Source organism: Lysobacter sp. TAB13 (genome assembly GCF_052113885.1).
In the GTDB taxonomy this organism is placed as follows: domain Bacteria; phylum Pseudomonadota; class Gammaproteobacteria; order Xanthomonadales; family Xanthomonadaceae; genus Lysobacter; species Lysobacter gummosus.
This window is the reverse complement of sequence record NZ_JBFRDR010000004.1, coordinates 1-23,914: the sequence shown is the minus strand read 5'-3', so window position 1 is coordinate 23,914 and position 23,914 is coordinate 1. Positions and strand designations below refer to the sequence as shown.

Sequence of the window (23,914 nt, the reverse complement as noted above, 5' to 3'; positions counted from 1 at the left end):
TGGAATGCCTGGATACGGTCCGGCGCCGGGACCCGGCCCGGCCATCGTGCCTGCCGAAGATGTCCCCGCGTGCGACTGAGTCGGCCCGCGAATCCGCGCCCCGCCGCCGACGCTCCGGCGGCCCCCTGGCGCGGGCACGAGCCGGCCATTATCCCGTCTGCGAACGGGCTGCGGGCGTGATACGGGCCAGGGATTGCCGGCGCGCGCCGGCGACAGGGCACGGGCGGCGGGCGGACAGGCGTTGGTAACTGGGGGCGCGCCCCGGACGGGGCGGCGGCGGCGCTCAGCGGCGGCGGGGCTGGATAGCGATGGCGGGGACACGCACGGATTCCTCGAAAGACGACGACAGGCGGACGGAGGCGCTGCGCCACCATCGCCAGCCCTGGCCGGCCTTGCGGGAATTGTGCGGGATCGCGCGGAGGATCATGGCCCTACTGTAACCGGCGCGCGGCGGTTTGTGCGACGGCCCGCGGCGCGCTGGGCTCAGGCCGCCGCTTCGCCCAGCGTGACCCGCACGCGCAGGCCGGGGGCGTTGTCGAACAAGGCGATATGGCCGCCGTGGCGGTGCGCGATCGCGCGCACCAGGCTCATGCCCAGGCCGGTGCCGGGCGAGCCGCGATGGGTTTCCAGGCGCTGGAAGCGGTCGAACACGCGCTCGCGGTCGGCGGCGGGAATGCCCGGGCCGCGATCGTCGATCTGCACCGCGATCGCGCCGCGTTCGCGCAGCACGCTCAGGCGCACTTCGGTGTCGGCCGGCGCGTACTTCACCGCGTTGTCGAGCAGATTGACCAGCATCTGGAACAACTGGTCGGCATCGCCGCGCACCGCCGCCTCGCCCGGCGCGGGCAGTTGCGTGTTCAAGGCGATGCCGCGTTCGCCGGCGATCGGCGTGTACAGCTCGGCCGCGTCGCGGGCCAGATCCGACAGGTCCAGCATCGGCTCGTCGTGCACCGGCGGCTGCGCTTCGATCCGCGCCAGCCGCAGCAACGCGCCGAAGGAATGCAGCAACTGGTCGGTTTCGCCGATCGCCGCATCCAGCTGGGCGCCGGCTTCGACACCCTGCTCGCGACGGCGCACTTCCTCCAGGCGGTTGCGCAAACGCGTCAGCGGCGTGCGCAGATCGTGGGCGATGTGATCGGTGGCGTGGCGCACGCCGCCGAGCAATTCCTCGATCCGGTCGAGCATGGCGTTGAAGCGGCGCGCGAGCCGGTCGAAGGCGTCGTCGCTGCCGTCCAGGCGCGCGCGCAGTCCGAGTTCGCCGCTGCCCACGCGCTCGGCGGTGTCGTCCAGATGGCTGAGCCGGCGCGAGACCCAGCGCGAGGTCATCCAGCCGATCAGCGCGCCCAGGGTGGCGGCGACCACGAACGCGGCCAGCGCGGTGCGCAGCATCAACGACAGAAAGCGGTCCTGGCTGCGCGTGCGGGTGCCGGTCAGCAGGGTGGTGCCGTCGGGCAGGCGCTGCAATTGCGCGACCACGCGCAGGTCGCCGTCGTCGCCGTGCTCGGTGAATTCGATCCAGCGCGCGCCCTGGCGATGGATCGGCAGCGCGGTGTTGCCGGCGACCACGCGGCCGTCGGGCGCGGTCAGCGCGTACACCGCGTCGGGGTCTTCGCCCGAGCCGATGCGGTCGCGCAATTCGCCCAGCAGCGCGGCGCGGCCGTCGTCCTGGTACATCTCGACCAGGCCGGCGGCGTCCACTCGCACCAGTTCGCGCGCGTCCTGGATCAGCATCGCCGACACCGCGTAGTGCACGCCGAAGCCGAGCAGCACGAAGGCGAGCAGGAACGAGGCGGTCACCGCCAGGGCCAGACGCGCGCTGGTCGAGCGCGGCATCAGGCGCATGCGGCCTGCTCGCACCGATGCGGTTGCCGTCGCGGCTGCGCGCCGGCCGCGCTCATACGCCCAGCCGGTAACCGGCGCCGCGCACGGTGTGCAGCAGCGGGCGCGGATAGCCTTGATCGATCTTCTGGCGCAAGCGGCTGATGTGCACGTCGATGACGTTGGTCTGCGGGTCGAAGTGATAGTCCCACACCGCTTCCAACAGCATGGTGCGGGTGACCACGCGCTCGGCTTGGCGCATCAGGTATTCCAGCAGGCGGAATTCGCGCGGCTGCAGTTCGATGCGCTTGTCGCCGCGGCGGGCTTCGCGGCTGAGCAAGTCCAGTTCCAGATCGGCCACGCGCAGGCGGGTGGGCTCGCTGCCGCCGGAACTGCCGCGGCGCAGGACGCTGTCCAGGCGCGCGCTGAGTTCGGCGTAGGCGAAGGGCTTGACCAGATAGTCGTCGGCGCCGGCGCGCAGGCCCTCGACGCGGTGATCGACTTCGCCCAGCGCGGTCAGCAGCAGCACCGGCGTGCGATTGCCGGCGCCGCGCAGGGTCTGCAGCAGGGTCAGGCCGTCGAGCGCCGGCAGCATGCGGTCGAGCACGATCGCATCGACGTTCTCGGTGGTGGCCAGGAACAGGCCGTCCTTGCCGTTGTCGGCGTGATCGACGGTATGCCCGTCTTCGCGCAGGCCTTTGGCGATGAAGGCGGCGGTATGGGGATCGTCTTCGACGAGCAGGACGCGCATGCCGACTCCGGATCGCGATGGTGCGTGAGGTGGCGGGGACAGGATAAGGGCGGGAATCGGCAATGGGGAATCGGGAATCGGGAATCGAAAAAACCCGGCGAGGACAGGCATTCCCGGTTTTGGCTTGGCTTTACCGATTCCCGATTCCCGATTCCCGATTCCCGATTCCCGGAAAAAAGATACCCCGCCGGCTCACACCGGCGGGGTATCACCCCCACGCCGACGATGCGTGGGGCTCGGGGGAGCAGGCTCGCGAAGGATCAGTTCGATGCCGGCGCCGCTTCCGGAGCCGCGGCGGCCTTGGGTGCCACTGCCTTCTTGGCCTTGTGATGCTTGTGCTTGACGGTCTTGGCGGCCGGCGCGGCGGTCGAAGCGGTCGTGGCCGGCGCGGCAGCGAAGGCGGAACCGGCGAACGCGGTGAGAGCGACGGCGATCAGGGCGTTGCGGACGTTCATGTGAGGCTCCTGGGGAAACGTTTGGGTGGGAGGTCTGGCCGGTGGGGTGGGCCCCATCGCGAAGTCAGATTGCTCCCGCCGCCCTGCCCCGGGCCTTTCCGGCGGATGAACTTTTTTTAATGTTGCGCGGCGTTCGCCGTCGTCGAGTTAAACCGGATCAATCGAAAGGAGGGAGACCCGCTGTGCCGCATTCAAATAAAGAAGGCGCTGCGTCAGGGAGACGCCATCGAGACGCGTGTAGGTCAGTCGGAATTCCTTATCGTGATGGCTGTCCCCATTCATTGGAAGATCGACCAAAGCACTCTCATCTTTCTTCCAATAGGAGATCACCAAGTCCCTTACCTGTCTCCGCCCGGATCCGACCGACAGGAGGACCCCATCGTCGGCATCAATGCTTACATCCAGAACGGCAGCGCCAACGTTCATTAGATCGATACGTATGGTCCCGTGGGGACTGGCGCCGCTCGTATCCAAGATAAAAACAGGTTGAAACTCCGCATCTGCTTGAGCTCTCAAACGAGCCGCCTGGGCCTCAAGCGCATCGGCCTGCCTCGCCATTTGAGCTTGCTGCTTGGCCTGCGTTTCGTTGTTCTCTTTGATCTCCGCACGTTGCAACTCAAGTTCAGATCGCTGAGCAAGAGCCGCATAAAGCAGCCACAGAAAAGCGAGCGGCGAAAAGACGCCAGCAAAGACATCTCCCCACTCATTCGCACGGGTAGGCCACTCTAGAAGTAGACAGAATGTAGCGGCGACGACGCTAGCAACGTATATCGCGGTGATTAACCAGAATATCCAGGAACGCGGGCCTGATTGATTCATCTATTCACCTCGATTGGTCGTACTACAACCCCCTAGCCGCCTCGGCCACCGCGCGGAACAGCGCACGCCCCTTACTCATCGTCTCTTCCCACTCCTTCTGCGGATCGGAGTCGTAGACGATGCCGGCGCCGGCCTGCACGTGCAGGCGGCCGTCCTGGATGACCGCGGTGCGGATCGCGATCGCGGTGTCGGCGTCGCCGTGCCAACCGATGTAGCCGACCGCGCCGGAGTAGACGTTGCGCTTGACCGGCTCGAACTCGCGGATCACTTCCAGCGCGCGGATCTTCGGCGCGCCGCTGACGGTGCCGGCCGGGAACGTCGCGCGCAGCACGTCCATGTAGCTCATGTCCGCCTTCAGCTTGCCGGTGACTTCGCTGACGATGTGCATAACGTGGCTGTAACGCTCGATGCCGAACTGCTCGCCGACCTCGACCGTACCCGGCAGCGAGACGCGGCCGACGTCGTTGCGGCCCAGGTCGATCAGCATCAGGTGCTCGGCGCGTTCCTTCGGATCGGCCAGCAATTCGACTTCCAGCGCGTTGTCTTCTTCCACCGTCTTGCCGCGCGGGCGGGTGCCGGCGATCGGCCGCACGGTGACTTCGCCGTCCTGCAGGCGCACCAGGATTTCCGGCGACGAGCCGACCACCTGGGTGCCGCCGACATCGAGAAAATACATGTACGGCGACGGGTTCAAGGCGCGCAGCGCGCGGTACACATCCACCGGGCGCGCCTTGAACGGCACGCTGAGCCGCTGCGACAGCACCACCTGGAAGATGTCGCCGGCGCGGATGAGTTCCTTGGATTTTTCCACCGCCTCGATGAAGCCTTCGCGGGTGAAGCCGGAAACGAAGTCGCCTTCGTCCAGGCCCGCCGGGTCCAGCGTTTCCGGATAGCTGGCGCCGCCGATGCGCAGGCGGTGCACCAACTGGTCCAGGCGGCGGTTGGCGCGCGCATAGGCCTGCGGTTCGCGCGGATCGGCGTGGACGATCAGATACAGCCGGCCCTTGAGGTTGTCGAATACCGCGATTTCCTCGCTTTGCATCAGCAGGATATCGGGCGTGCCGAGTTCGTCGGGCTTGTGCGCGCCGTCCGGCCCCGGGCCGGCCAGACGCTTTTCGATGTACTGGATGCACTCGAAGCCGAACCAGCCGACCAGGCCGCCGGTGAATCCGGGCAGGCCGTCGATCTTCGGCACGCGGTATTCAGTGCGCAGGCGTTCGACTTCGGCGAAGGGGTCTTCGACCACGCGGCTTTCGATCAGCTCGCCGTGTTCGCTGACGAACAAGGTGTGGCCGGCGAAGGCGTACACGCGCTGCGCGGGCAGGCCGATGATCGAGTAGCGGCCGAAGCGTTCGCCGCCTTCGACCGATTCGAACAGATAGGTGTGCGGGCCGTCGGCGAGTTTGAGATAGACCGACAGCGGCGTATCGAGGTCGGACAGGACCTCGCGCACGACGGGGATGCGGGTGTAACCGTTAGCAGCCTGTTGCTGGAAGAGTTCGTGCGAAATCACGCGGCAGTTCCTTCATGGACGAGTGGGCAGGAGCGACGATGGCCGACGGCCACCATCGCCAACCCACGTCGGCACAGAGGAAATGCGGGTTCGCCCAGGCTTTCATGGCGGTAACTGTAACTGCTTCGCGGGCGCGGCGCGACGGGGTCAGGCGGCCGGATCGTCGGCCGCGGCGGTCGCACCGGCGGCGCCGGCGGCATGCGCGACCGCCGACAGCAGCGGACAGTCAGCCGGCAGGTGCATGCGCACGCGCGCCGGGATGCAGTCGATGCGGAAGTGATGCGACTGGACCGGTTCGCCGTCGAGGTTGAGGGTCAGCGACTTCAGCGATTCGATCTCGACCCAGCGCAGTTGCGCGCGCGTGGCGACGCGGTCCAGCGCGGCGTGCTTGCCTTCGGTCAGCAAGGTGCGCGCGGTCGCGCCGACTTCGCCGGACAGATCCGGAACCACGGTCACATCGAGCAGGCCGTCATCGATCAGGGCGTCTGGGCACAGCACCTGGCCGCCGCCGGCCTGCTTGCCGTTGCCGATGCCGAGAGCGATGAACTCGCCTTCCCATTCGAAATCCTCGCCGTGCAGGCGCGCGCGGATCGGTTCGATCTTGCCGAGTTTGGAGATGCCGGTGACCAGATAAGCCAGTCCACCCAACATCTTCTTCAACCCCGCATCGGTCTCGATCGTCACCTGCGTGCCGAACCCGCCGCTGGCCAGATTGGCGGCCCAGTGCAGGCCGTCGGGCGCCTGCAGCCGGATCAGGTCGATCGGCCGCGGCGGCTGGCGATGGATCAGATCCAGCGCCAGCGCCGGATCGGTGGGAATCAGCGCGGCGCTGGCGAAATCGTTCGCGGTGCCGAGCGGGACCAGGCCGAGGCTGGGCAGCGCGTCGGCCGCCTCGTCGCGATGCGCCAGCGTGGTCGCCACTTCGCTGAGCGTGCCGTCGCCGCCGGCGGCGATGAGGGTGGTGACGCCGTCGGCGATGGCCTCGGCGACGTAGCGCTCGGCATCGCCGCCTTCCCAGGTGACCCGCACGTCGAGGACGACGCCGCGATCGCGCAAGGCCGCGACCGCTTCGCGCAGGGCATCGTCACCGGCCGATTTGCCGTTGAGGATCAAACGCCAGCGCGGTGAGGTCATGAGTCGGCGATCCGTCGGTTATGCAGGGCCCGCGAGGCTAGCAGCCGCCGTCGTCGGCGCAGGTGAATGTACGAATGCGCAAAATCTGTCACACACCTGTCATTGCCCATCCGGATTATAGGAGGCCATATCAGGGACGACGGGCGGAGGCTGGATTGCCTCCAAATATTCCGGAACGCGGGCCGCAAGGTCCGCGTTCTTTGTTTTTGGCGACGGTTGCGCAAGGCCTTGCGGGAGGGTCTTCAGGCCCGAGGCTTTTTTCAGGTCACCGCGATCGGAACGAAGAGCGTCGGGCCTGAAGGCCCTCGCACAAAAGCCGCGGCTCGCCTCAGCGCAACCGCTCGTGCGCCAACACCACGCCATCTTCGTCCGCGCACAGCCACTCGCCCGGCCGGATCGTCGCCCCACCGAATTCGACCTCGACATCGCGCAATCCCTGCCCGCGCTTGTCGGTCTTGCGCGGGCAGGTGCCCAGCGCCTTGACGCCCAGTTCCATCGCACCGATCGCACCGCTGTCGCGGATCGCGCCGAACACGATCACCCCGGCCCAACCGTTCTCGACCGCCTTGGCCGCGAGCAGATCGCCAAGCATCGCCCGCCGCAGCGAGCCGCCGCCGTCGATCACCAGCACCCGGCCGTTGCCGGCCTCGGCCACCGCCTCGCGGACCAGGGCGTTGTCTTCGTAGGCCTTGATGGTGCTGACGATGCCGTCGAAGGCGATGCGGCCGCCGTAGTCGCGCAGCGGCAGTTCGAGCACGCGCACTTGGGCCTCGTGGAGGTCGCACAGGTCGCAGGTGTTCATCCAGATTCTCCGCCGATGGCCGTTCGCCGCAACGACGGTGGCATGTCGATCCGCGGCGCTCGCGTCAAAGATAACGGAACCGCCGGTGACGATCGTGCGCGGAGAATCCCCGGATCGGCCTGAAAGACCGGCCCGAACCTCGGGCCGGCCGCTACTCAGGTCATTCGCTGCCGTACCAGGAAACGGCGGCCGGTGCCGAGATCAGGCTGCCGTCCTGACCGGTCCAGGACGACCAGACACCGCGATCCCACTCGCAGACCATCGGCTTCTTGTTCTCGTCGACCGCCACCAGGGTCAATCGATTGGCATGCCAGGAAGCCACCGCCGGCCCCTGCCCCGCCACGCCGCCGCGCGACGCCCACGGCTGCCAGCCGTTGTCGTGGCTGCGCTGCCAGATCTGCTTGTTGGCGCCCAGCGCGAACACATCCATCTTGCCGTCGCCCCGCGACACCGCCGCCGGTGTCGAGACCAGGGCCTGCCCTGGCCCGCCCAGCGACACCCAGCCCGACCAGGTTCCGCCGGTCCATTGGTTGTTCCACAGCGCATCGTCCAGACCGATGGCGAACACGGTCATCTCCTGGCTATTCCAGGACGACACGGCCGGACCCGACTTGAAACCGCCGCCCAGTGACTGCCAACTGCCCCATGAGCTGCCGTCGTGCGTAAGGCGCCAGATCTCGAAATCGCTGCCGTTGCTGGTCCGCGCGAACACATCGGTGGTGACGCCGTCGCGGCTGATCGCCGCCGGGTTCGAGGTCAGCGTGCGGCCGGCCGGCGCGCCCAGGTGGGTCCAGCCCGACCAGGCCGAGCCGTTCCACAGGTTCTGATACAGATGGTTGTCCAGACCGACCGCGAACAAGGACAGCCGGTTCGCCGCCTTCGAGGTCACCGCGGGCGCGAACAGGAAACCGCCGCCGAGCCCCTGCCAGTCCTGCCAGACCCCGCCGACTCGCGATCGCCAGTACATGCCCTTGTCCAGGCCGAGCGCGAACACATCGGTGCGGTTGCGGCTGCGCAGGCGTTCGAGCACGTTGCGGGTGATCTGCTTGGCCGGCTCGCTTTCCAGTTGCGTGTTGAACGGCACGCCGTTGGCGTCGGGATACACGACCGGATCGCAGTTGTAGTTATCGACGCCCCAGCTCCACTGGATCGAGCCCGATGCGAACACGGTGGCGCCCGATGCAACATCGTGGGTGGTGGTGTGCGCGATCGTGCTGTTGTCGTTGGAGTGGGTTTGCGACGCGCCGATCGTCTTGATTCCAGGGCGCCGGTCCGCGATGTTTTCGGGAAGGCTGTCGACCTCATAGCCCATCAGCGCGCGCAGATGATCGCCATGCTGCAGACCGGTGTCCTGAGTCACCCAGGTGCTGGCGTCGTCGACGACGAAATCGGCGCTGTAGTAATCCGTCGAGTTGCCCGTCGGTGTTCCCGCCGACCCTTTAGGTTCATCGAGATGAGAACGGAAGGCGACGCCAAGCAACCAATGCTCCGGCCTGGGCACAGACAGTTCTCTGAAGGGCATCGTGGCGTTGGCCGGGCAGTCACCCGTCGTGGACGACGCGCAGGGGTCGGCAGCGGTTTTATAAGACACCACCACGCGATCCGCACCGCCAGCACCGGCCTCGAAACGAATCTGGATGAAGCAGGTATTGGCCGAGAAAAATCCGAGATTGACCCCAGCATCCCGCGCCGCCTCCACATGGTCGCGCATCGATTTGGACCAATACTCGTCGTGCCCTACCGACAGGAAGCCGCGATGGTTCAACAGCACACTGGCGGATCGATGCACATCAACATTGGTGGCATAAGTAACGTCGTAGCCTTCACGTTCGAGAAAGCGGACGAAGTTGTATTCCTGGCCACGACCGCTGGTGAAGTGCGTATGGTTGAGCGTGGTCAGGAATTCACCGGCACCCACGCCGTACTTGCCGGCTTCGCGACCGGAGACTATCGCATTCGCGGGCGCTCCATTTCCGAGGTATGACGGATTTTCGCGAATTCCATACGGCCGATCGAACGATATTTTTCGGGCGTATATGCCACTCTCCCCCGTGGGATTTGCATCCGGAAACGGGCTTGAGTTGCCATAGCTGGATTTACCGCCAGCCAGTGCGCCCGGCCAGTTGTTGTACGACTGATAGGTCGTCACGCTCTGCTGGAACAGATAGTCCGAAGCGCGCGCATCGTCGCGGATCGCGAACACGATGTAGCTCTGCTTGGCGTGCGGCTGTTGCGCGCCGTCGGCGACGATGGTCAGTCGCGCCAGATAGATGCCGCTGACCCAATCGGCATCGGTCGTGAACGCGGTCGAGAGGCGATACGACTCCTGCCACTGGCATTCGATCAGGCCGAATTCCGCGTAAGCGGGATTGGACGCATCCAACACCGGCATCGGCTGCGCGTAACCGGGCAATTGTTGCGGCCCGAACACCCTGCGCGCGCCGGCGCCGGCGTACCACCCCATGCGGAACACTTCCAGCGTATAGCGCGGGCAATTCGCGCCCGGCGCGCTGCAGTTGGTGCCGGGCGCCGCGCCGTTGCCCATGTTGACGAAGAACACCACCTCTTCGCCGCGGTTGTAGCTGGTCTTGGAGGCGTAGCCTTCGATCTCACGCGCGGTGGCGGGATCGGTGAGCGGCCAATCGGAATGGCCGGGGCGTTGGTTTTCCTGCTGAACTCGATTCATGAAAAGCTCCGTGGGTGGTACGGAACTCACATTACTCGCTTCGAATCTCGCTGGTTAAGAGCCGAAAACAAGTATTTTTCGCTTGTTGTTGACTCGGCGTGGAACAGATGTGCCGAGCAGTTTCCTCAGCCGCGCACCGCAGCCACCGCATCCTTCATCCGGCGCACGATGTCGCCATAGCCGTGCTGATCCGCCCCCGGCGCGTTGAAGATCGCCGACCCCGCAACGAAAGTATCGGCGCCAGCGGCGGCGATCTCGGCGATGTTGTCCGCCTTCACCCCGCCGTCGATCTCCAACCGGATCGCGCGCCCGCTGTTGTCGATGCGCTCGCGCACGCGGCGCAGCTTGTCCAGCGCCGAGGGGATGAAGCTCTGGCCGCCGAAGCCGGGGTTGACCGACATCAGCAGCACCAGATCCAGATCCTCCAGCACCCAGTCCAGCACTTCGATCGGCGTGGCCGGGTTCAACACCAGGCCCGCGCCGCAGCCGTGCGACTTGATCAGCTGGATGGTGCGATGCACGTGCAGGCTGGCTTCGGGATGGAAGCTGATGGTGCTGGCGCCGGCCTTGGCGAAGTCCGGGACGATGCGGTCCACCGGATCGACCATCAGATGCACGTCGATCGGCGCGGTCACCCCGTGCTTGCGCAGCGCTTCGCAGACCAGCGGGCCGATGGTCAGGTTGGGCACGTAATGGTTGTCCATCACGTCGAAATGGACCCAGTCGGCGCCGGCCTTGAGCACGTTGTCCACTTCCTCGCCGAGCTTGGCGAAGTTGGCCGAAAGGATCGAAGGGGCGATGACGGTGGATTGCAGGGACATGGGGTCGGGCCGGACGGGACAGGCGGCTATTGTAAAAGCTCAGGAACGAGTGCAGAGGAGTGAGGAGTGAGTAAAGGCGGCTCGACCGGCGCTTTTACTCACTCCTCACTCCTGTGCACTCACTCCTGGCGCGTCAGCGCCTACGCAGGGTCTTGATGCGGTCGTAGGCGCGGTTGATCTCGCGCGCCTTGGTTTCGGCCTGCTGGCGGATGTCGGGCGCGGCCTGGGCGACGCGGTCGGGGTGGTATTGCGCCATCAGCCGGCGGTAGGCCTGATCGACCTCGCCGTCGGTGGCCTCCAGGGTCAGGCCCAGCACCGCGTAGGGGTTGTCGCCGCGCAGCTTGAACCAGTCGGTGTCGAAGGCGTGGCCGATCAGCACGCCGATCACCGCGCCCAGGAACGGGTTGCCGCGCAGCAGGGCCGCGCCGGCGAAGAATCCCAGCAATTTGCCGTACCAACGCTTCATCGGGTCGCCGGCCGCCTCGTTTCCGGGCCGTCGCGGCCCGCCGGCGGCCATCTTAACCGGGGGCCGCCGCGGCCGGGCCGGCGCCCGCCCGGGGCTGCCGGCGGGCGGGGGGCTACACATACCCCTCAGGCGGCGTACACTGCCCGGCCCCGTCGCGCACGCACGCGCGAGCCGGACGGCTCCCGGAGGCCGGCTTCAGACCTGTGCACCGCGATGGAGGGACTACGCACTGCCTTCAGGGGTCCCCACGTTGACGACCACACTGCTGCAATCCGAACTGCCCGGCCTGCCCTTGCGCCACCGCGGCAAAGTCCGCGATGTCTTCGATCTGCCCGCCGACCGCCTGCCCGCGGGCGCCGCTCCCGGCGGCGACTGCCTGCTGATGGTCGCCACCGACCGGCTCAGCGCCTTCGACGTGGTCCTGCCCGACCCGATCCCGGGCAAGGGCGAGATGCTGTGCCAGATAAGCAATTTCTGGTTCGGCAAGACCGCGCATATCATTCCTAACCATCTCACCGGCATCGACGTCGCAGCGGTGTTGCCGCAGGGCGTGGACGCCGCGCTCTACGCCAAGCGCGCGGTGGTGACCAAACGGCTCAAGCCGGTGGCGATCGAATGCATCGCCCGCGGTTACGTGATCGGCAGCGGCTGGAAGGATTACCAGCGCACCGGCCGGATCAGCGGCATCGCCCTGCCCAGCGGCCTGCGCCAGGCCGAGAAGCTGGCCGAGCCGATCTTCACCCCCTCGACCAAGGCGGCGGTGGGCGATCACGACGAAAACATCGACTTCGACACCGCAGTGCGCACGGTCGGCGCCGAGCTGGCCGAAGCGGTGCGCGACGCGACCTTGCGGCTGTACCGTTTCGCCGCCGATTTCGCCGCCGAGCGCGGGATTCTGCTGGCCGACACCAAGTTCGAATTCGGCACCGACGCCGACGGCCGTCTGTACGTGATGGACGAGATGCTGACGCCGGACTCCTCGCGTTACTGGCCGGCCGACGAATATCAGGTCGGCACCAGCCCGCCGAGCTACGACAAGCAGTTCGTACGCGACTATCTGGAGACGCTGGGCTGGGACAAGACTCCGCCGGGGCCGAATCTGCCGGCGGAAGTGATCGAACGCACGCGGGCGAAGTACGCCGAGGCCTTGCTGAAGCTGGCGGGGATTTCGGTGGATTGATTCGGGCTGTGGGTTCGAAGCGAAAAGGCCGCGGATGCGGCCTTTTTGTTGGGTGGAGCAAATCCCCCCTCCCCCCCTTTTTTAAAGGGGGGAACAGCACGGGCGGTTGATGTTGGCGCAGCTGTTGCTGTTGCCGTTGTTGTTCCCCCCTTTAAAAAAGGGGGGCAGGGGGGATTTGCTCTTAAGCCCGACTGTCGCCTGCTTTACAGACCCCACCCACCCAATACGCAACACTGCCCCCAACGCCCTCCGCCACACCTCCACCCCATGCGCGCTACCCTGCCCGCCTTATTCCACGCAGATCCGGGTGCGCATGAACATCGGCTACTTCTACCTGGCCATCGCCATCGCCGCCGAGGTCGTCGCCACCAGCGCGCTCAAGGCTTCGGACGGATTCACCAAGACCGGGCCGACCATCATCGTCGCCGCCGGCTACGGGGTCGCGTTCTATTTCCTGTCGCTGGTGCTCAAGACCGTGCCGGTCGGCGTCGCCTACGCGGTGTGGTCGGGCGTGGGCATCGTGCTGATCGCCCTGATCGGCTGGCTGTTCATGAAACAGGCCCTGGACGCGGGCGCGCTGGCCGGTATCGGCCTGATCGTCGCCGGCGTCATCGTGATCCAGCTATTCTCGAAAGCGGCCGCGCACTAGCCGCACCCCGCGCGCCCGTCGCGGACACGCCAGCCACCGCGCGGGCCTCGCGCCCGTCACGCCTCACCGGGAGCCGAACATGAGCAGCCTCGCCCACGCCACCGAACACGACCGCCCGATCGACCGCTGGTTCGCCAGCTACTCCGGCGATCACCGCAACGGCACCAACCAGCTCATCCACGTGTTCGCCGTGCCGGCGATCCTGTGGAGCGTGATCGCGCTGCTGTGGTGCATCCCCGTGCCCGGCACCTGGTTCAAACCGGGTATGTGGGCCGCCATGGCGATGTTCGCGGCGATGCTGTTCTACTACCGCGCCTCGCGCAAACTCGGCCTGGGCATGCTGGTGCAGTTCGCGGTGTTCACCCTGCTCACCAACTGGATCGCCGCGAGCTTCGGCTTGAACGCGCTGCTGTGGCTGGCGATCGGCGTATTCGTGGTCGCCTGGATCGCGCAGTTCATCGGCCACAAGATCGAAGGCAAGAAACCCAGCTTCCTCACCGACCTGACCTATCTGCTGATCGGCCCGGCCTGGGTGCTGTCCAAGCTGTATCGCAAGCTGGGCTGGTCGTACTGAGGCGCGCGCGGCCTCAGTCGATCCGCGGCATCAGCCACCACCATGCCGCCAGCAGTTCCGCCCACAGCAACAGCACCGGCGCCAGCGACACCCACAGCGCGCGCGGCCAAGGCAGTTTGAGCCCGGCCGGATCGGGCAGATACAGGCGCACGCTCAGGCTGAGCGCGCACCACGACAACACCATCGCCAGGGCCAGGAACGGCGCGCCGCTGCCCACGGCGCTGCCGCGCGAGAGCATCAGCGCGATCACCGCCAGCATCGCCCACACGATCAGCGCGAACACCACCGACCACAGCGCCGCGCCGAACGCCGGCCGCGCTCCGACCACGCGCGCGACCAGCGCGCGCAACAGCCACGCGCCCGGCGCCAGCGCCGCCACCAGCGCCGCCATGCCCAGCAGCCACAACAGCGGCCCCGCAGACTGCATCGCATCCTTCACAATGATGATCCCACCGCGCCGTTCGCGTCCGTCCGCAAGGCGGCCACGATAGCCCACACGACAGGCCAGCGACACCGTCATGCCCGCCCGCGATCTGGTTCTGCTGATGCTCGTCGTCCTGTCGTGGGCGATCAATTTCCTGACCTCGGCGCTGGCGCTGCGCGAGATTCCGCCGTTCCTGTTCACCGCGGTGCGCTTCGCCCTGCTCGCGCTGCCGCTGGTGTTCTTCCTCAAGCGGCCGGCGCCGGGCCAGTGGCCGCGCCTGATCGCGGTGTGCCTGTGCATCGGCGTGCTGCATTTCGGCCTGAGCTTCAGCGCGCTCAAGGCCGCCGGCGACCTGTCCTCGCCGGCGATCGTGTTGCAGAGCTACGTGCCGATGACCGCGCTGCTGGCGTGGTGGCTGCTGGGCGAGCGTTTCGCCTGGCGCACCGGCGTTGCGATCGCGATCAGCTTCTGCGGCGTGCTGGTGCTGGGCTTCGATCCGCTGGTGCTGGACAAGCCGCTGGCGGTGGTGCTGATGCTGGTCTCGGCCGCGTTTCTGGCCCTGGGCACGGTGCTGATGAAAGGCCTGCGCGGGCTCGACATGGTTTCCCAGCAAGGCTGGACCGCGCTGATCGCGGTGCCGCCGCTGCTGATCATCAGCCTGGCGCTGGAACCCGGCGGCGTGGCCGCGTTGCCGCAGATCAGCTGGGTGGCCTGGGCCGGCGCGATCTATGCCGCGTTCGTGTCCTCGCTGCTCGGCCACGGCCTGTACTACGTGCTGGTGCAGCGCCATCCGGTGGCGCAGGTGACGCCGTGGCTGCTGCTGGTGCCGGTATTCGCGATCGCGCTCGGCATCGCGTTCTGGGGCGACCGGCCCGGGCCGAGCCTGTGGATCGGCGGCGCGATGGTGCTCGGCGGCGTGCTGATGATCGCGCTGCGCAATCTGGCCAAGGCGCGCGCGCTCAAGCAAACCGCTTGAAGCTGTTGTTGTAGGAGGGCCTTCAGGCCCGATGCTTTTGTTTCCGATCATCGCTATCTGAGCCGAAAGCATCGGGCCTGAAGGCCCTCCTACAAAAGAGCGCTCTCGCACCGCCGCGGGCGCTTAGTCGCGCGGCGTCTCGAACATCTCCGCGCTCGGCTGAAAGCTGCGCGGCGCATACCCGAAATCGCGCCGCGCCGGCGCCGCGTCGAAAGTCATGTCGGTGCGCATGCGCCGCACCGCGGCTTCGCCCAGGCCGGTCGCGCGGCCGGCGGCCTGCGCGGCCACCAGCGCGAGGTTGAACAACGGCGACGGCAACTCGACCAGCTTCACCGGCGGACGTAGGCAGGCCAGCGTGCGTTCGACCATGTCGCGATAACTCAAGGTCTCGCCGCCCGGCACCGCGTAGGTGTTGCCGAAACTCGCCGGCGCGGTCAGCGCGGCGAAGGCGGCGTCGGCCAGATCGTCCACGTGCACCGGCTGGCGCAGGCCGTTGGCGCCGCGCGGCAGCGGGAAATACTTCAGGCGCTGGGCGAGCTGGGCGATCCGGGTCAGGGTCGCGTCGCGGCCGGCGCCGTAGATCAGAGTCGGACGCAACACCGTGGCCGCGTCGCTGCGCGGTTGCGCGGCGGCGAACAAGCCCGCCTCGCCTTCGCGCAATTCGCCGGCCACGCGGCGCTCTTCCGCATCGGCCGAGCCGCGCTTGGTTTCGGCGCTGGTCGAGCCGAACGCGATCACCCGCGTGGCCTCGATCCCGGACTGCGCATACCACTGGGCGAACTTCAGCAGCGGGCCGCAGCTGAAGATCGCATCCACCCGCGGCGGCAATTCCGGCATCTGCGCAAGATCGCCCTGCAGCCAGTGCAGGCCGGGGCGATCGAATTGCTCGTGCCGCGAGATCGCGGTCACCCGCCAGCCGGCGTGGGACAAACGTTGCAGCAGCGGCAGGCCGATCTGGCCGCTGCCGCCGAACACCAAAGCATGTTTCATGCACTCAATCCTGGGCGCCGCGCACCGGCAATACCGCGCGCAGCCAACCGAAGCCGATCACCGCCGACAGCAGCGAGGCGGCAAGGATACCCAGAACCGCTTCCTCGTACAGCGCCGGGTCCTGATAGGCCAGCGAGGCGATGAACAGGCTCATGGTGAAGCCGATGCCGCACATCAGCCCCAGGCCGATCATCGCCCGCACGTCCATGCCGTTGGGGAAGCGCGCCCAGCCCAGCGCGCGCATCAGCAGCGCGGCGCCGACGATGCCGACCGGCTTGCCGACCACCAGGCCCAGCACGATGCCCATCGGCAACGCCGCGGTGGCGTCCTCCAGCTTGACTCCGCTCAGCGACAGGCCGGCGTTGACGAAGGCGAACAAGGGCAGGATCGCGTAGGCCACCCACGGATGCAGCGCATGCTCCAGGGTTTCCAGCGGCGAATGCTCGTGGGCGTCGTCGATGTTGTTGCGCTTGTCGATGTGCGGAATCATCAGACCGGTGGCGACGCCGGCCAAGGTGGCGTGCACGCCCGACTTGAGCACGCACACCCACAGCACCACGCCCAGCGCCAGATACGGCCCGAGCGACTTCACTCCGCGCCGGTTGAGCAGCCACATCGCCGCCAGCGCGACCGCGGCCCAGACCAGGGCGGTCACCGACATGCCGTGCGAATAGAAGAACGCGATGATCAGGATCGCCATCAGGTCATCGACCACGGCGATGGTCGACAACAGCAGCTTCATCGCCACCGGCACGCGCGAGCCCAACAACGCCAGCACGCCCAGCGCGAAGGCGATGTCGGTCGCGGTCGGCACGGCCCAGCCGCGCATCGACGCGGCATCGCCGGCATTGAGCGCGTAGAACAACAACGCCGGCGCGATCACGCCGGCGCCGGCGCACAGCAGCGGCAGCACCAGTTGCGAGCGTTCGGCCAATTGCCCGCTGAGGGCTTCGCGCTTGATTTCCAGCGCCACGACCAGGAAGAAGATCGCCATCAGCCCGTCGTTGATCCACAGCAGCAGCGGCTTGCTGATGTCGAGCGCGCCGATGCGCACCTGCACCGGGATCTGGCGGAACGCTTCGTAGGCTTCGTGCAATGGCGAGTTGGCCGCGATCAGCGCCAGCACCGCGGCGCCGATCAGGACGATGCCGCCGGCGGCTTCGAGGCGGAAGAATTCGCTGAGTGCGCGCAGGGCGCGGCGCGTGAGGCGCGGCGAGGAGGTGATTTCGCTCATCGGGCCATTATAGGGGTGGGGGTTGCATGGGTTTTGTGGATGCGCGGCTCATCCCTTCTCCCGTTTACGGGAGAAGGTGCCCGGAGAGCCTGCCCCCGCGAAGGCGGGGGGCGGATGAGGGTGCGCGGGATTGGGCTGACGACGCGCGCCCTCATCCCAGAGCGGGAGAGGGGGACAGGCCCCTAAGCAGCGATATCCGCGATCCGAACCCGATTAGTGATGCAACATCACCAACTCGAACGCCACCCACACCAGCAACCCGGCCAGCAAAATCCCGCCCTCGCGCTTGCTCACCCGCAGATCGCCGCGCAGCATCGGATACAGCATCAGCGCGAACACCGCCGCGGCCGGCAGTTCGAAACGCACGAACGATTCCGGCAACGGCACCGTGTGCAGCGCGGCCATGCCGCCGAGCACGATCAGCAGATTGAACAGGCTCGAACCGATCACGTGGCCGACCACGATGTCGCCCTGCCCGCGCCGCGCCGCGGCGATGGCGGCGGCGACTTCCGGCAACGCGGTGCCGATCGCGACCGGCAACAGGCCGGTCAGCAGCGGCGACAGGCCGAGGCCGGCGCCGATGATCGCCGCATTGGGCGAACCGAAACCGCCCGCGACGGCCGGCGCGGCGGCGGCGAAGCTCCACAGCCCGTTGCCGCCGACGATCAGATACGCGCCCATGTGCAGCAGCACCGCGGCGATGAACACCCGCACCAGATTCAACCCGAGATGGGTCTGGGTCTGCGCGAACGCGGCGATCGCGTCCTGCAGCTCCGGCGCCTCGCGGCGCGTGCGCGCGACCGCGAAGGCGACCACCGCGACGAACACCACGATCATGCCCAGGCCCTCGGCCCGGCTCAGCGCGCCGTCCAGGCCCAGGCCGATCACCGCCAGGGTGCCCACCAGCAGCACCAGCAACAGCGGCGCCAGGGCCCGCCAACGCACCACCAGCGGCGCGGCGAGCGCGGCCAGACCCAGGGTCAGGCCGAAATTGACCACGTTGCTGCCGACCGCGTTGCCCAACGCCAGCGCCTGCTGCCCGCGCAGCACCGCCTGCAGATTGACCGCCAGTTCCGGCAGCGAGGTGCCGAAGGCCACCAGCACCAGACCGGCAGCGAACGGCGAGGCGCCGAAGCGCTGGGCCAGGCCGGAGGCGCCCTTGACGATCGAATCGCCGCCCAGAGCCAGCAGAAACAGGCCCAATACGAACAAGCCGACGGCTTCGAACATGGCGGTCATCCCCTTGCGATCAATGATTCGCGCGCTGCGGGCGCGAGCGTTCCGAATCCGATTCTATGCCCGGCCGGGCCGGTTCGTCCGCCGGCAATCGATGCCGGCGGCGACGGCCACGGTGCCGGGAGCGACGTGCTAGAAACAACCCTCGACGTAATCCACCTGCGGCGGCACGCCGATGCGCCAGTGGCTGACCTTCCCGTCGGCGCCGGTTTCGAACACCAGCACGCCGGCACCGCCGGCCGGATCGGCCACGCGCAGATACTTGCCGCCTTGTTCGTACTTGTGCGGCTGCTCTTCGACCTTGCCCGGATACAGACGGCGAATTTCGTCCGCGCTCATGCCGCGCTTGCCGCCGCCGGGCGCGACTTCTTTGTCGCCGCCCACGTCCACGCGCGCGAACTTGCCGTCTTCGACCATGAAACCGAACTCGCGCGCATTGCTCACCCAGATCGGCAGCAGGTAATAGCAAGTGCTGTCGGCCGAGGGCTTACCCTTGAGCTCGCCGCCCCAGGCCTGTTTGGTCTGCTCCACGCTCATACCGAAGCGCATGTCGCCGTAGCCGTCGAAGCGCGCGAGCGTGCTGCTCGCGGCCGGCGGCGGGTTGGACACCGGCGCGGTCGCCGGCGGCACGTTTTCCGCGGGTTGATCGGTGATCGGCGCGGGATTGACCGCCGGCGCGGTGTCGGCCGCGGGCGTCGCAGGCGCGGCGGCGGTCGGTGCCGCCTCGCGCTGGCAGGCGCTCAGGCCCAGGCTCAACAGCATCGCGGCGAGCAAAGCGGCGCGGGTCGGTGCGAAGGTCGTCGGCGCGTGTGTCATCGGCGGAACTCCGGCGCCCGGGGCGCGATTCGAATGGCCGAAGCAGCCTAGCGTTTTTACGTGAACGCGGCGAGAAGCGGGTTGGATCGAAGCCGCAGCCGCTGGCGGTGGGTTAAGCCGAATAGCGAATCGGAGAGGTCTTTTGTGGGAGGGGCTTCAGCCCCGATGCTTTTCGATCAGAAGTGGTGGAGTTTCGGGCGATCGGAGCCGAGAGCATCGGGGCTGAAGCCCCTCCCACAAAAGACCTCGAAGGCGATGGCGGCCCAAACAAAACGCGCGGCCGAAGCAGCGCGTTTTATCGTTGATCCGACGCGCGCGTCGTCACTCCTTCCGAGTCGGATCGAAATGCTTCCGCAACCCCGCCCAGCACGCCTGATAGTCGCGCTGCCGATGCGCCGCATCGAACGCCTGCGCGGTCGGACGAATCACCGCGCGGGTCTCGAACATGAAAGCCATGGTGTCGGTGATCACATGCGGCTTGCTCAGATCGGCATGCGAGGCTTTCTCGAAGGTCTCCGCATCCGGCCCATGCCCGGTCATGCTGTTGTGCAGCGAGGCGCCGCCCGGGGCGAAGCCGCCGGCCTTGGCGTCGTACACGCCGTGCACCAGCCCCATGAATTCGCTCGCGATGTTGCGATGGAACCACGGCGGCCGGAAGGTGTTCTGCGCCACCAGCCAGCGCGGCGGGAAGATCACGAAATCGATATTGGCCGTGCCGGGCGTGTCGCTGGGCGAGGTCAGCACGGTGAAGATCGACGGATCGGGATGGTCGAAGCTGATCGAGCCGATGGTGTTGAAGCGGCGCAGATCGTATTTGTACGGCGCGTAGTTGCCGTGCCAGGCGACCACGTCCAGCGGCGAGTGGCCGATGTCGGCGCGCCACAGGTGGCCCTGGAATTTCCCGACCAACTCGAACTCGCCGTCGATGTCCTCGTAGGCCGCGTGCGGAGTGAGGAAATCGCGCGAATTGGCCAGGCCGTTGGAACCGATCGGGCCGAGGTCGGGCAGTCGCAGCGCGGCGCCGAAGTTCTCGCACACGTAGCCGCGCGAAGCGCCGTCGGGCAACTCGACGCGGAAGCGCACGCCGCGCGGAATCACCGCCACTTCGAACGGCTCGACCTCGATCGCGCCGAATTCGGTGCCGATCAGCAGGCGGCCCTGTTGCGGCACGATCAACAACTCGCCGTCGGCGTCGTAGAAAAAACGGCCTTCCATCGAACGGTTGGCGGCGTACAGATGGATGCCGCAACCGTGCTGGCCCGCGGCCGAACCGTTGCCGGCCATCGTGTACAGGCCATCGACAAAATCGACCGGCGCCTGCGGCAACGGCAGCGGGTCCCAGCGCAGTTGGTCGGGCGATACCGGGCCGTCGCCGAATTCGTTATGGAACTGCGGCTGGCGGTATAGCGAGAAGGTGCCGTGCATCGCCGCCGGGCGGATGCGGTACAGCCAGCTGCGCCGGTTCTCCTTGCGCGGCGCGGTGAACGCGGTGCCGCTGAGCTGCTCGGCGTACAGGCCCATCGCCACGCGTTGCGGCGAGTTCTGCCCTTCCGGCAGCGCGCCGGCCACCGCTTCGCTGGCGAATTCGTTACCGAAGCCGCTCATGTAGCCGCGCGGATTCTGCCGCAGGCTGTCGGTGCTGGGCATCGGGATGACGTTGTCGATGTCGTTGGCTGCGGTGCTCATACGGGCTCGCTGGGCTGTTGGACGCCGCGCAATCGGCGGCATCGGGGCGCAATGGATCGTGGCGCAGATTCGGTGGGTGCGGCTGAATCTCCATGCAGCGCCTGAGCCGAAGCCGGGTCAGGCGTATGCGCGGGTGGATTGCTCAAGGCGGAACGCCAGTTCGGTGGCGATCTCCAGTGCGCGCGGCGTGTCCGAACGCCATACCAAGATCGCATTCAAATTGTCGGTACAGGTATCGTCGAGCAGCAGCAATTCGTAGCCGCCATCGTCGTTGCCGCGCTCGGCCAGCAACGGGTCCAACCAGGCGAAATACTCGCTCACCAACAGCTTGGGCCCGCCCTCGCGATACGGAAAATCCAGCAGCGGCTCGGCGAAAAAATCGCTAATCAGCTCGTGCACCTCGTCGATCTTGTCGCCGATCGCGAAGTGCTCGTAAAGCTTGAAGTGGAGCGCGGCCAGCATCACCTCGTCGGGCGACGGATCTTCCATCCACGCGGTCATAGGCAGTTGATCGGGCGATGAATCGTCGGTCCAGTCGGACTGCGGATCCGCCACCGCTTCCTCGATGGAAGCGGTGAGCGCGAGCAACTGTTCGGGTTCGAGTTCCCGGCAAGTCAATATATCGACGAGTTCCTTGAGCATGGCGATTCCTTCGCGGCGTGGTGAGCGCCTATTACAGCACGCCGCGCTGCATCTGATCGCGCTCGATGCTTTCGAACAGGGCCTGGAAATTGCCCTCGCCGAAGCCTTCGTTGCCCTTGCGCTGGATGATCTCGAAGAAGATCGGGCCGATCGCGTTCTTGGTGAAGATCTGCAGCAATTTGCGCTGATGGGTCTCCGGGTCGGCGTCGATCAGGATCTTGTTCTTGGCCAAGCGCGCGACGTCCTCTCCATGGTTAGGAACGCGCATGTCGATCACGTCGAAATAAGTGTCCGGCGTATCCAGGAAATCGACGTTCTGCGCGCGCATCGCCTCGACGGTCTCGTAGATGTTGTCGGTGAAGCAGGCGATGTGCTGAATGCCCTCGCCCTTGTAGGCGTCCAGGTATTCGTTGATCTGGCTCTTGGGATCGTTGGACTCGTTGAGCGGAATGCGCACCACGCCGTCGGGCGCGGTCATCGCCTTGGACACCAGGCCAGTCTTGACGCCCTTGATGTCGAAGTAGCGGATTTCGCGGAAGTTGAACAAGCGCTCGTAGTAGTCCGACCACTTCTGCATGTTGCCGAAGTACAGGTTGTGGGTCAGGTGGTCGATGAAGGTCAGGCCGAACCCGGCCGGGTTCTGGTCCGCGCCCGGGATCGGCTCGTAATCGGCGTAGGCATTGCCCTTGTCGCCGTACTGATCGACCAGGTACAGCATGCAGTCGCCGATGCCCTTGACCACGGGCGCATCGATGACGCGGGTGTCGGCGCGCTCGCCCACCGCTTCGCCGCCGTTGCCGAGCACCGCCTTGAGCACCTCGGCCGCCGGCTTCTTGAAGCGGATGGCGAACCCGGCCGCGCAGGGGCCGTGCGCGTCGGCGAAGGCCGAGGCGAAGCTGTCCGGGCTTTCGTTGACCAGGAAATTCACCCCGCCCTGGCGGTAGACCGTGATCGGCCGCGACTTGTGGCGCAGCACGGCGGTGAAGCCCAGGCGGCGGAAATAGTCGTGGAGCATCTCGCCTTGGCCGGCCGGGGCGGCGAACTCGACGAACTCGAAGCCGTCGATGCCGAGCGGATTTTCGAAGGTGGTGACCTGCATGCCGAGGTTGGGCTGTGCATTCATGGCATTGTTCTCGGGTGGCGGCCGGATCCGCTGCGGACGGCCTCAGGGAAAGGGTCGTTATAGTTTCACATGAAACCATAAGCAAGGCACAGTGCAGCATGAATCGACCGCCCTCACAGTCCGGCCCGGCCGGCACCGCCCCCTCCGACCCTGAACAGGCCGGCTCCGGCCCGACTGCGCCCTCCGCCCGCGCCGCCGCGCGCATCGGCGCGGCCCGGCATGCCCAGCTGGACCTGGACCACTTCCTGCCCTATCGCCTGTCGGTGCTGTCGAACCGGGTCAGCGGCGCGATCGCGCGGGTGTATTCCGAGCGTTACGCCCTGAGCGTGACCGAGTGGCGGGTGATGGCCGTACTCGGCCGTTTCCCCGGTTTGTCCGCGAACGAAGTGGCGCAGCGCACGGCGATGGACAAAGTCGCGGTGAGCCGCGCCGTCGCCCGCCTGACCGAGGCCGGCCGCCTGGAGCGCGACACCCACGACGACGACCGTCGCCGTTCGGTGCTGCAGTTGTCGCCGGACGGTTACAAGATTTACGACGAAGTCGCGCCGATGGCGTTGGCGTTCGAGCAGCGGTTGTTGGCGGGAATCGAATCGGCCGAGCGCGATGCGCTGTTTCGTCTGCTGGATCGGTTGGATGAGTTGGAGATGCAGGCTGAGGCGGAGATGGCGGCGAATAAGCGCTGAGCGTTGCGCTTGCTGTCGTCGGCGCGGGTGGTGCGCGCCGTACTTCCCGGCCTTGAGCGCCGCGCCCTGACATTGCGGGCGCCGGCGTGGTTTCGGCGAGAACCGCAATCCGCTTTGCGGTTGCGACGCCGCCACAATCCCATTTGAAATTGCACTGGCAATGGCGGCTTCGGCGGCCGTTGCCGTTGCCGTTGCCGTTGCCGTTGCCGTTGCCGCGATTTTGCTTTGCCTCGGCTTCGCTTTGCTGTGCGCTTTGGCTTTGGCTTCGGCTTGGCTTTGATGTTGCTGTTGCTGTTGCTGTTGCTGGGCGCGGCCTGTAACTCGCGAGACCAGGGACACCCGGAGGGCGGCGCACATGGACGTGCGCCGGGTGCCACCTTGGGCAGGATGCCCAATGTGGCACCTGCCTGCGCAAGCTACGCACTCGTGGCTTTTG

At 66.9% G+C, this 23,914-nt stretch carries 23 protein-coding genes and 2 pseudogenes; 6 read left to right on the top strand and 19 right to left on the bottom strand.

From position 1 onward, the window contains the following. Positions 1 to 483: 483 nt before the first annotated feature. From AB4Y92_RS06230 to yegS, 6 genes are all read right to left on the bottom strand, one after another. The gene (locus tag AB4Y92_RS06230) at positions 484 to 1,842 is read right to left on the bottom strand and encodes an ATP-binding protein (RefSeq protein ID WP_441818847.1); all 1,359 of its coding nucleotides are present in this window, start codon (positions 1,840 to 1,842) and stop codon (positions 484 to 486) included. A 52-nt stretch (positions 1,843 to 1,894) separates the two neighbouring features. After that, positions 1,895 to 2,569, bottom strand: coding sequence for a winged helix-turn-helix domain-containing protein (locus AB4Y92_RS06225; RefSeq protein WP_441818846.1), 675 nt, complete (start codon positions 2,567 to 2,569; stop codon positions 1,895 to 1,897). Between the two features lie 260 nt (positions 2,570 to 2,829). Then, positions 2,830 to 3,024, bottom strand: coding sequence for a hypothetical protein (locus AB4Y92_RS06220; RefSeq protein ID WP_441818845.1), 195 nt, complete (start codon positions 3,022 to 3,024; stop codon positions 2,830 to 2,832). 147 nt (positions 3,025 to 3,171) lie between these two features. Continuing rightward, positions 3,172 to 3,843, bottom strand: coding sequence for a hypothetical protein (locus tag AB4Y92_RS06215; protein ID WP_441818844.1), 672 nt, complete (start codon positions 3,841 to 3,843; stop codon positions 3,172 to 3,174). A gap of 22 nt (positions 3,844 to 3,865) precedes the next feature. Beyond that, positions 3,866 to 5,356: an anthranilate synthase component I gene (gene trpE / locus AB4Y92_RS06210; protein WP_441818843.1), complete on the bottom strand. Its 1,491-nt coding sequence runs from the start codon at positions 5,354 to 5,356 to the stop codon at positions 3,866 to 3,868. 147 nt (positions 5,357 to 5,503) lie between these two features. After that, a complete protein-coding gene (yegS, locus tag AB4Y92_RS06205; protein ID WP_441818842.1) occupies positions 5,504 to 6,490 on the bottom strand; it encodes a lipid kinase YegS in 987 nt (328 codons plus the stop codon). Positions 6,491 to 6,556: 66 nt separating this feature from the next. Here yegS and AB4Y92_RS06200 point away from each other — a divergent pair. After that, positions 6,557 to 6,808: pseudogene (locus tag AB4Y92_RS06200) on the top strand (DUF6053 domain-containing protein); the annotation flags it as partial. A 10-nt stretch (positions 6,809 to 6,818) separates the two neighbouring features. On the opposite strand, the gene rraA reads toward AB4Y92_RS06200, so the two are convergent. The 4 genes from rraA to AB4Y92_RS06180 all read right to left on the bottom strand — a co-directional run bounded on the left by rraA (position 6,819) and on the right by AB4Y92_RS06180 (position 11,265). Continuing rightward, on the bottom strand, positions 6,819 to 7,292 hold the full coding sequence (rraA, locus tag AB4Y92_RS06195; protein ID WP_441818841.1) for a ribonuclease E activity regulator RraA: 474 nt from the start codon (positions 7,290 to 7,292) through the stop codon (positions 6,819 to 6,821). Positions 7,293 to 7,452: 160 nt separating this feature from the next. Further along, a complete protein-coding gene (locus tag AB4Y92_RS06190) occupies positions 7,453 to 9,852 on the bottom strand; it encodes a N,N-dimethylformamidase beta subunit family domain-containing protein (protein WP_441818840.1) in 2,400 nt (799 codons plus the stop codon). A gap of 251 nt (positions 9,853 to 10,103) precedes the next feature. Continuing rightward, a complete protein-coding gene (gene rpe / locus AB4Y92_RS06185; protein ID WP_441818839.1) occupies positions 10,104 to 10,799 on the bottom strand; it encodes a ribulose-phosphate 3-epimerase in 696 nt (231 codons plus the stop codon). A 133-nt stretch (positions 10,800 to 10,932) separates the two neighbouring features. After that, complete coding sequence (locus AB4Y92_RS06180) at positions 10,933 to 11,265, bottom strand: DnaJ domain-containing protein (protein WP_441818838.1); 333 nt, start codon at positions 11,263 to 11,265, stop codon at positions 10,933 to 10,935. A 250-nt stretch (positions 11,266 to 11,515) separates the two neighbouring features. On the opposite strand from AB4Y92_RS06180, the gene AB4Y92_RS06175 reads away from it, so the two are divergent. The 3 genes from AB4Y92_RS06175 (at position 11,516) to AB4Y92_RS06165 (ending at position 13,668) form a co-directional block, all read left to right on the top strand. Continuing rightward, positions 11,516 to 12,445: a phosphoribosylaminoimidazolesuccinocarboxamide synthase gene (locus tag AB4Y92_RS06175; protein WP_057944238.1), complete on the top strand. Its 930-nt coding sequence runs from the start codon at positions 11,516 to 11,518 to the stop codon at positions 12,443 to 12,445. 313 nt (positions 12,446 to 12,758) lie between these two features. After that, complete coding sequence (locus tag AB4Y92_RS06170) at positions 12,759 to 13,094, top strand: DMT family transporter (RefSeq protein ID WP_441818837.1); 336 nt, start codon at positions 12,759 to 12,761, stop codon at positions 13,092 to 13,094. A 79-nt stretch (positions 13,095 to 13,173) separates the two neighbouring features. Next, entirely contained in the window at positions 13,174 to 13,668 is a 495-nt protein-coding gene (locus AB4Y92_RS06165) for an Mpo1 family 2-hydroxy fatty acid dioxygenase (RefSeq protein ID WP_057944240.1), read from the top strand. Positions 13,669 to 13,681: 13 nt separating this feature from the next. Here the strand turns inward: AB4Y92_RS06165 and AB4Y92_RS06160 are convergent, their stop codons facing one another. Continuing rightward, positions 13,682 to 14,095 (bottom strand): hypothetical protein, encoded by a 414-nt coding sequence (locus tag AB4Y92_RS06160; protein WP_441818836.1) that lies wholly within the window; start codon positions 14,093 to 14,095, stop codon positions 13,682 to 13,684. A gap of 91 nt (positions 14,096 to 14,186) precedes the next feature. Between AB4Y92_RS06160 and AB4Y92_RS06155 the strand changes: the two genes are divergently transcribed. Continuing rightward, complete coding sequence (locus AB4Y92_RS06155; RefSeq protein WP_441818835.1) at positions 14,187 to 15,068, top strand: DMT family transporter; 882 nt, start codon at positions 14,187 to 14,189, stop codon at positions 15,066 to 15,068. Between the two features lie 12 nt (positions 15,069 to 15,080). Here AB4Y92_RS06155 and AB4Y92_RS06150 read toward each other — a convergent pair. The 8 genes and pseudogenes from AB4Y92_RS06150 to hppD all read right to left on the bottom strand — a co-directional run. Then, positions 15,081 to 15,179 (bottom strand): annotated as a pseudogene (locus AB4Y92_RS06150) (DUF6053 domain-containing protein); the annotation flags it as partial. Positions 15,180 to 15,191: 12 nt separating this feature from the next. Next, a complete protein-coding gene (locus AB4Y92_RS06145) occupies positions 15,192 to 16,058 on the bottom strand; it encodes an NAD-dependent epimerase/dehydratase family protein (protein WP_441818834.1) in 867 nt (288 codons plus the stop codon). Between the two features lie 4 nt (positions 16,059 to 16,062). Next, positions 16,063 to 17,292: a Na+/H+ antiporter NhaA gene (gene nhaA, locus AB4Y92_RS06140; RefSeq protein ID WP_441818833.1), complete on the bottom strand. Its 1,230-nt coding sequence runs from the start codon at positions 17,290 to 17,292 to the stop codon at positions 16,063 to 16,065. A gap of 213 nt (positions 17,293 to 17,505) precedes the next feature. Next, entirely contained in the window at positions 17,506 to 18,522 is a 1,017-nt protein-coding gene (locus AB4Y92_RS06135) for a sodium:calcium antiporter (protein WP_441818832.1), read from the bottom strand. Positions 18,523 to 18,660: 138 nt separating this feature from the next. Continuing rightward, the gene (locus AB4Y92_RS06130; protein ID WP_441819051.1) at positions 18,661 to 19,290 is read right to left on the bottom strand and encodes a lectin; all 630 of its coding nucleotides are present in this window, start codon (positions 19,288 to 19,290) and stop codon (positions 18,661 to 18,663) included. A 375-nt stretch (positions 19,291 to 19,665) separates the two neighbouring features. Next, positions 19,666 to 20,949, bottom strand: coding sequence for a homogentisate 1,2-dioxygenase (gene hmgA, locus AB4Y92_RS06125; protein WP_441819050.1), 1,284 nt, complete (start codon positions 20,947 to 20,949; stop codon positions 19,666 to 19,668). Positions 20,950 to 21,147: 198 nt separating this feature from the next. After that, on the bottom strand, positions 21,148 to 21,672 hold the full coding sequence (locus AB4Y92_RS06120; RefSeq protein ID WP_441818831.1) for a hypothetical protein: 525 nt from the start codon (positions 21,670 to 21,672) through the stop codon (positions 21,148 to 21,150). A gap of 31 nt (positions 21,673 to 21,703) precedes the next feature. After that, positions 21,704 to 22,771 carry a 4-hydroxyphenylpyruvate dioxygenase gene (gene hppD, locus AB4Y92_RS06115; RefSeq protein WP_441819049.1) on the bottom strand — a complete coding sequence of 356 codons (1,068 nt, stop codon included), beginning with the start codon at positions 22,769 to 22,771 and terminating at the stop codon, positions 21,704 to 21,706. A 122-nt stretch (positions 22,772 to 22,893) separates the two neighbouring features. Here hppD and AB4Y92_RS06110 point away from each other — a divergent pair, with 122 nt between their 5' ends. Further along, positions 22,894 to 23,478: a MarR family winged helix-turn-helix transcriptional regulator gene (locus AB4Y92_RS06110; protein ID WP_441818830.1), complete on the top strand. Its 585-nt coding sequence runs from the start codon at positions 22,894 to 22,896 to the stop codon at positions 23,476 to 23,478. The last annotated feature ends 436 nt before the right edge of the window (positions 23,479 to 23,914 follow it).

What these genes read in the sequence shown, in the direction of transcription:
- AB4Y92_RS06230 (WP_441818847.1), bottom strand. Translation starts at nt 1,842, where the DNA reads ATGCGCCTGATGCCGCGCTCGACCAGCGCGCGTCTGGCCCTGGCGGTG.
- AB4Y92_RS06225 (WP_441818846.1), bottom strand. Translation starts at nt 2,569, where the DNA reads ATGCGCGTCCTGCTCGTCGAAGACGATCCCCATACCGCCGCCTTCATC.
- AB4Y92_RS06220 (WP_441818845.1), bottom strand. Translation starts at nt 3,024, where the DNA reads ATGAACGTCCGCAACGCCCTGATCGCCGTCGCTCTCACCGCGTTCGCC.
- AB4Y92_RS06215 (WP_441818844.1), bottom strand. Translation starts at nt 3,843, where the DNA reads ATGAATCAATCAGGCCCGCGTTCCTGGATATTCTGGTTAATCACCGCG.
- yegS (WP_441818842.1), bottom strand. Translation starts at nt 6,490, where the DNA reads ATGACCTCACCGCGCTGGCGTTTGATCCTCAACGGCAAATCGGCCGGT.
- rraA (WP_441818841.1), bottom strand. Translation starts at nt 7,292, where the DNA reads ATGAACACCTGCGACCTGTGCGACCTCCACGAGGCCCAAGTGCGCGTG.
- rpe (WP_441818839.1), bottom strand. Translation starts at nt 10,799, where the DNA reads ATGTCCCTGCAATCCACCGTCATCGCCCCTTCGATCCTTTCGGCCAAC.
- AB4Y92_RS06180 (WP_441818838.1), bottom strand. Translation starts at nt 11,265, where the DNA reads ATGAAGCGTTGGTACGGCAAATTGCTGGGATTCTTCGCCGGCGCGGCC.
- AB4Y92_RS06170 (WP_441818837.1), top strand. Translation starts at nt 12,759, where the DNA reads ATGAACATCGGCTACTTCTACCTGGCCATCGCCATCGCCGCCGAGGTC.
- AB4Y92_RS06165 (WP_057944240.1), top strand. Translation starts at nt 13,174, where the DNA reads ATGAGCAGCCTCGCCCACGCCACCGAACACGACCGCCCGATCGACCGC.
- AB4Y92_RS06160 (WP_441818836.1), bottom strand. Translation starts at nt 14,095, where the DNA reads ATGCAGTCTGCGGGGCCGCTGTTGTGGCTGCTGGGCATGGCGGCGCTG.
- AB4Y92_RS06155 (WP_441818835.1), top strand. Translation starts at nt 14,187, where the DNA reads ATGCCCGCCCGCGATCTGGTTCTGCTGATGCTCGTCGTCCTGTCGTGG.
- AB4Y92_RS06145 (WP_441818834.1), bottom strand. Translation starts at nt 16,058, where the DNA reads ATGAAACATGCTTTGGTGTTCGGCGGCAGCGGCCAGATCGGCCTGCCG.
- nhaA (WP_441818833.1), bottom strand. Translation starts at nt 17,292, where the DNA reads ATGAGCGAAATCACCTCCTCGCCGCGCCTCACGCGCCGCGCCCTGCGC.
- AB4Y92_RS06135 (WP_441818832.1), bottom strand. Translation starts at nt 18,522, where the DNA reads ATGTTCGAAGCCGTCGGCTTGTTCGTATTGGGCCTGTTTCTGCTGGCT.
- AB4Y92_RS06130 (WP_441819051.1), bottom strand. Translation starts at nt 19,290, where the DNA reads ATGCTGTTGAGCCTGGGCCTGAGCGCCTGCCAGCGCGAGGCGGCACCG.
- hmgA (WP_441819050.1), bottom strand. Translation starts at nt 20,949, where the DNA reads ATGAGCGGCTTCGGTAACGAATTCGCCAGCGAAGCGGTGGCCGGCGCG.
- AB4Y92_RS06120 (WP_441818831.1), bottom strand. Translation starts at nt 21,672, where the DNA reads ATGCTCAAGGAACTCGTCGATATATTGACTTGCCGGGAACTCGAACCC.
- hppD (WP_441819049.1), bottom strand. Translation starts at nt 22,771, where the DNA reads ATGCAGGTCACCACCTTCGAAAATCCGCTCGGCATCGACGGCTTCGAG.
- AB4Y92_RS06110 (WP_441818830.1), top strand. Translation starts at nt 22,894, where the DNA reads ATGAATCGACCGCCCTCACAGTCCGGCCCGGCCGGCACCGCCCCCTCC.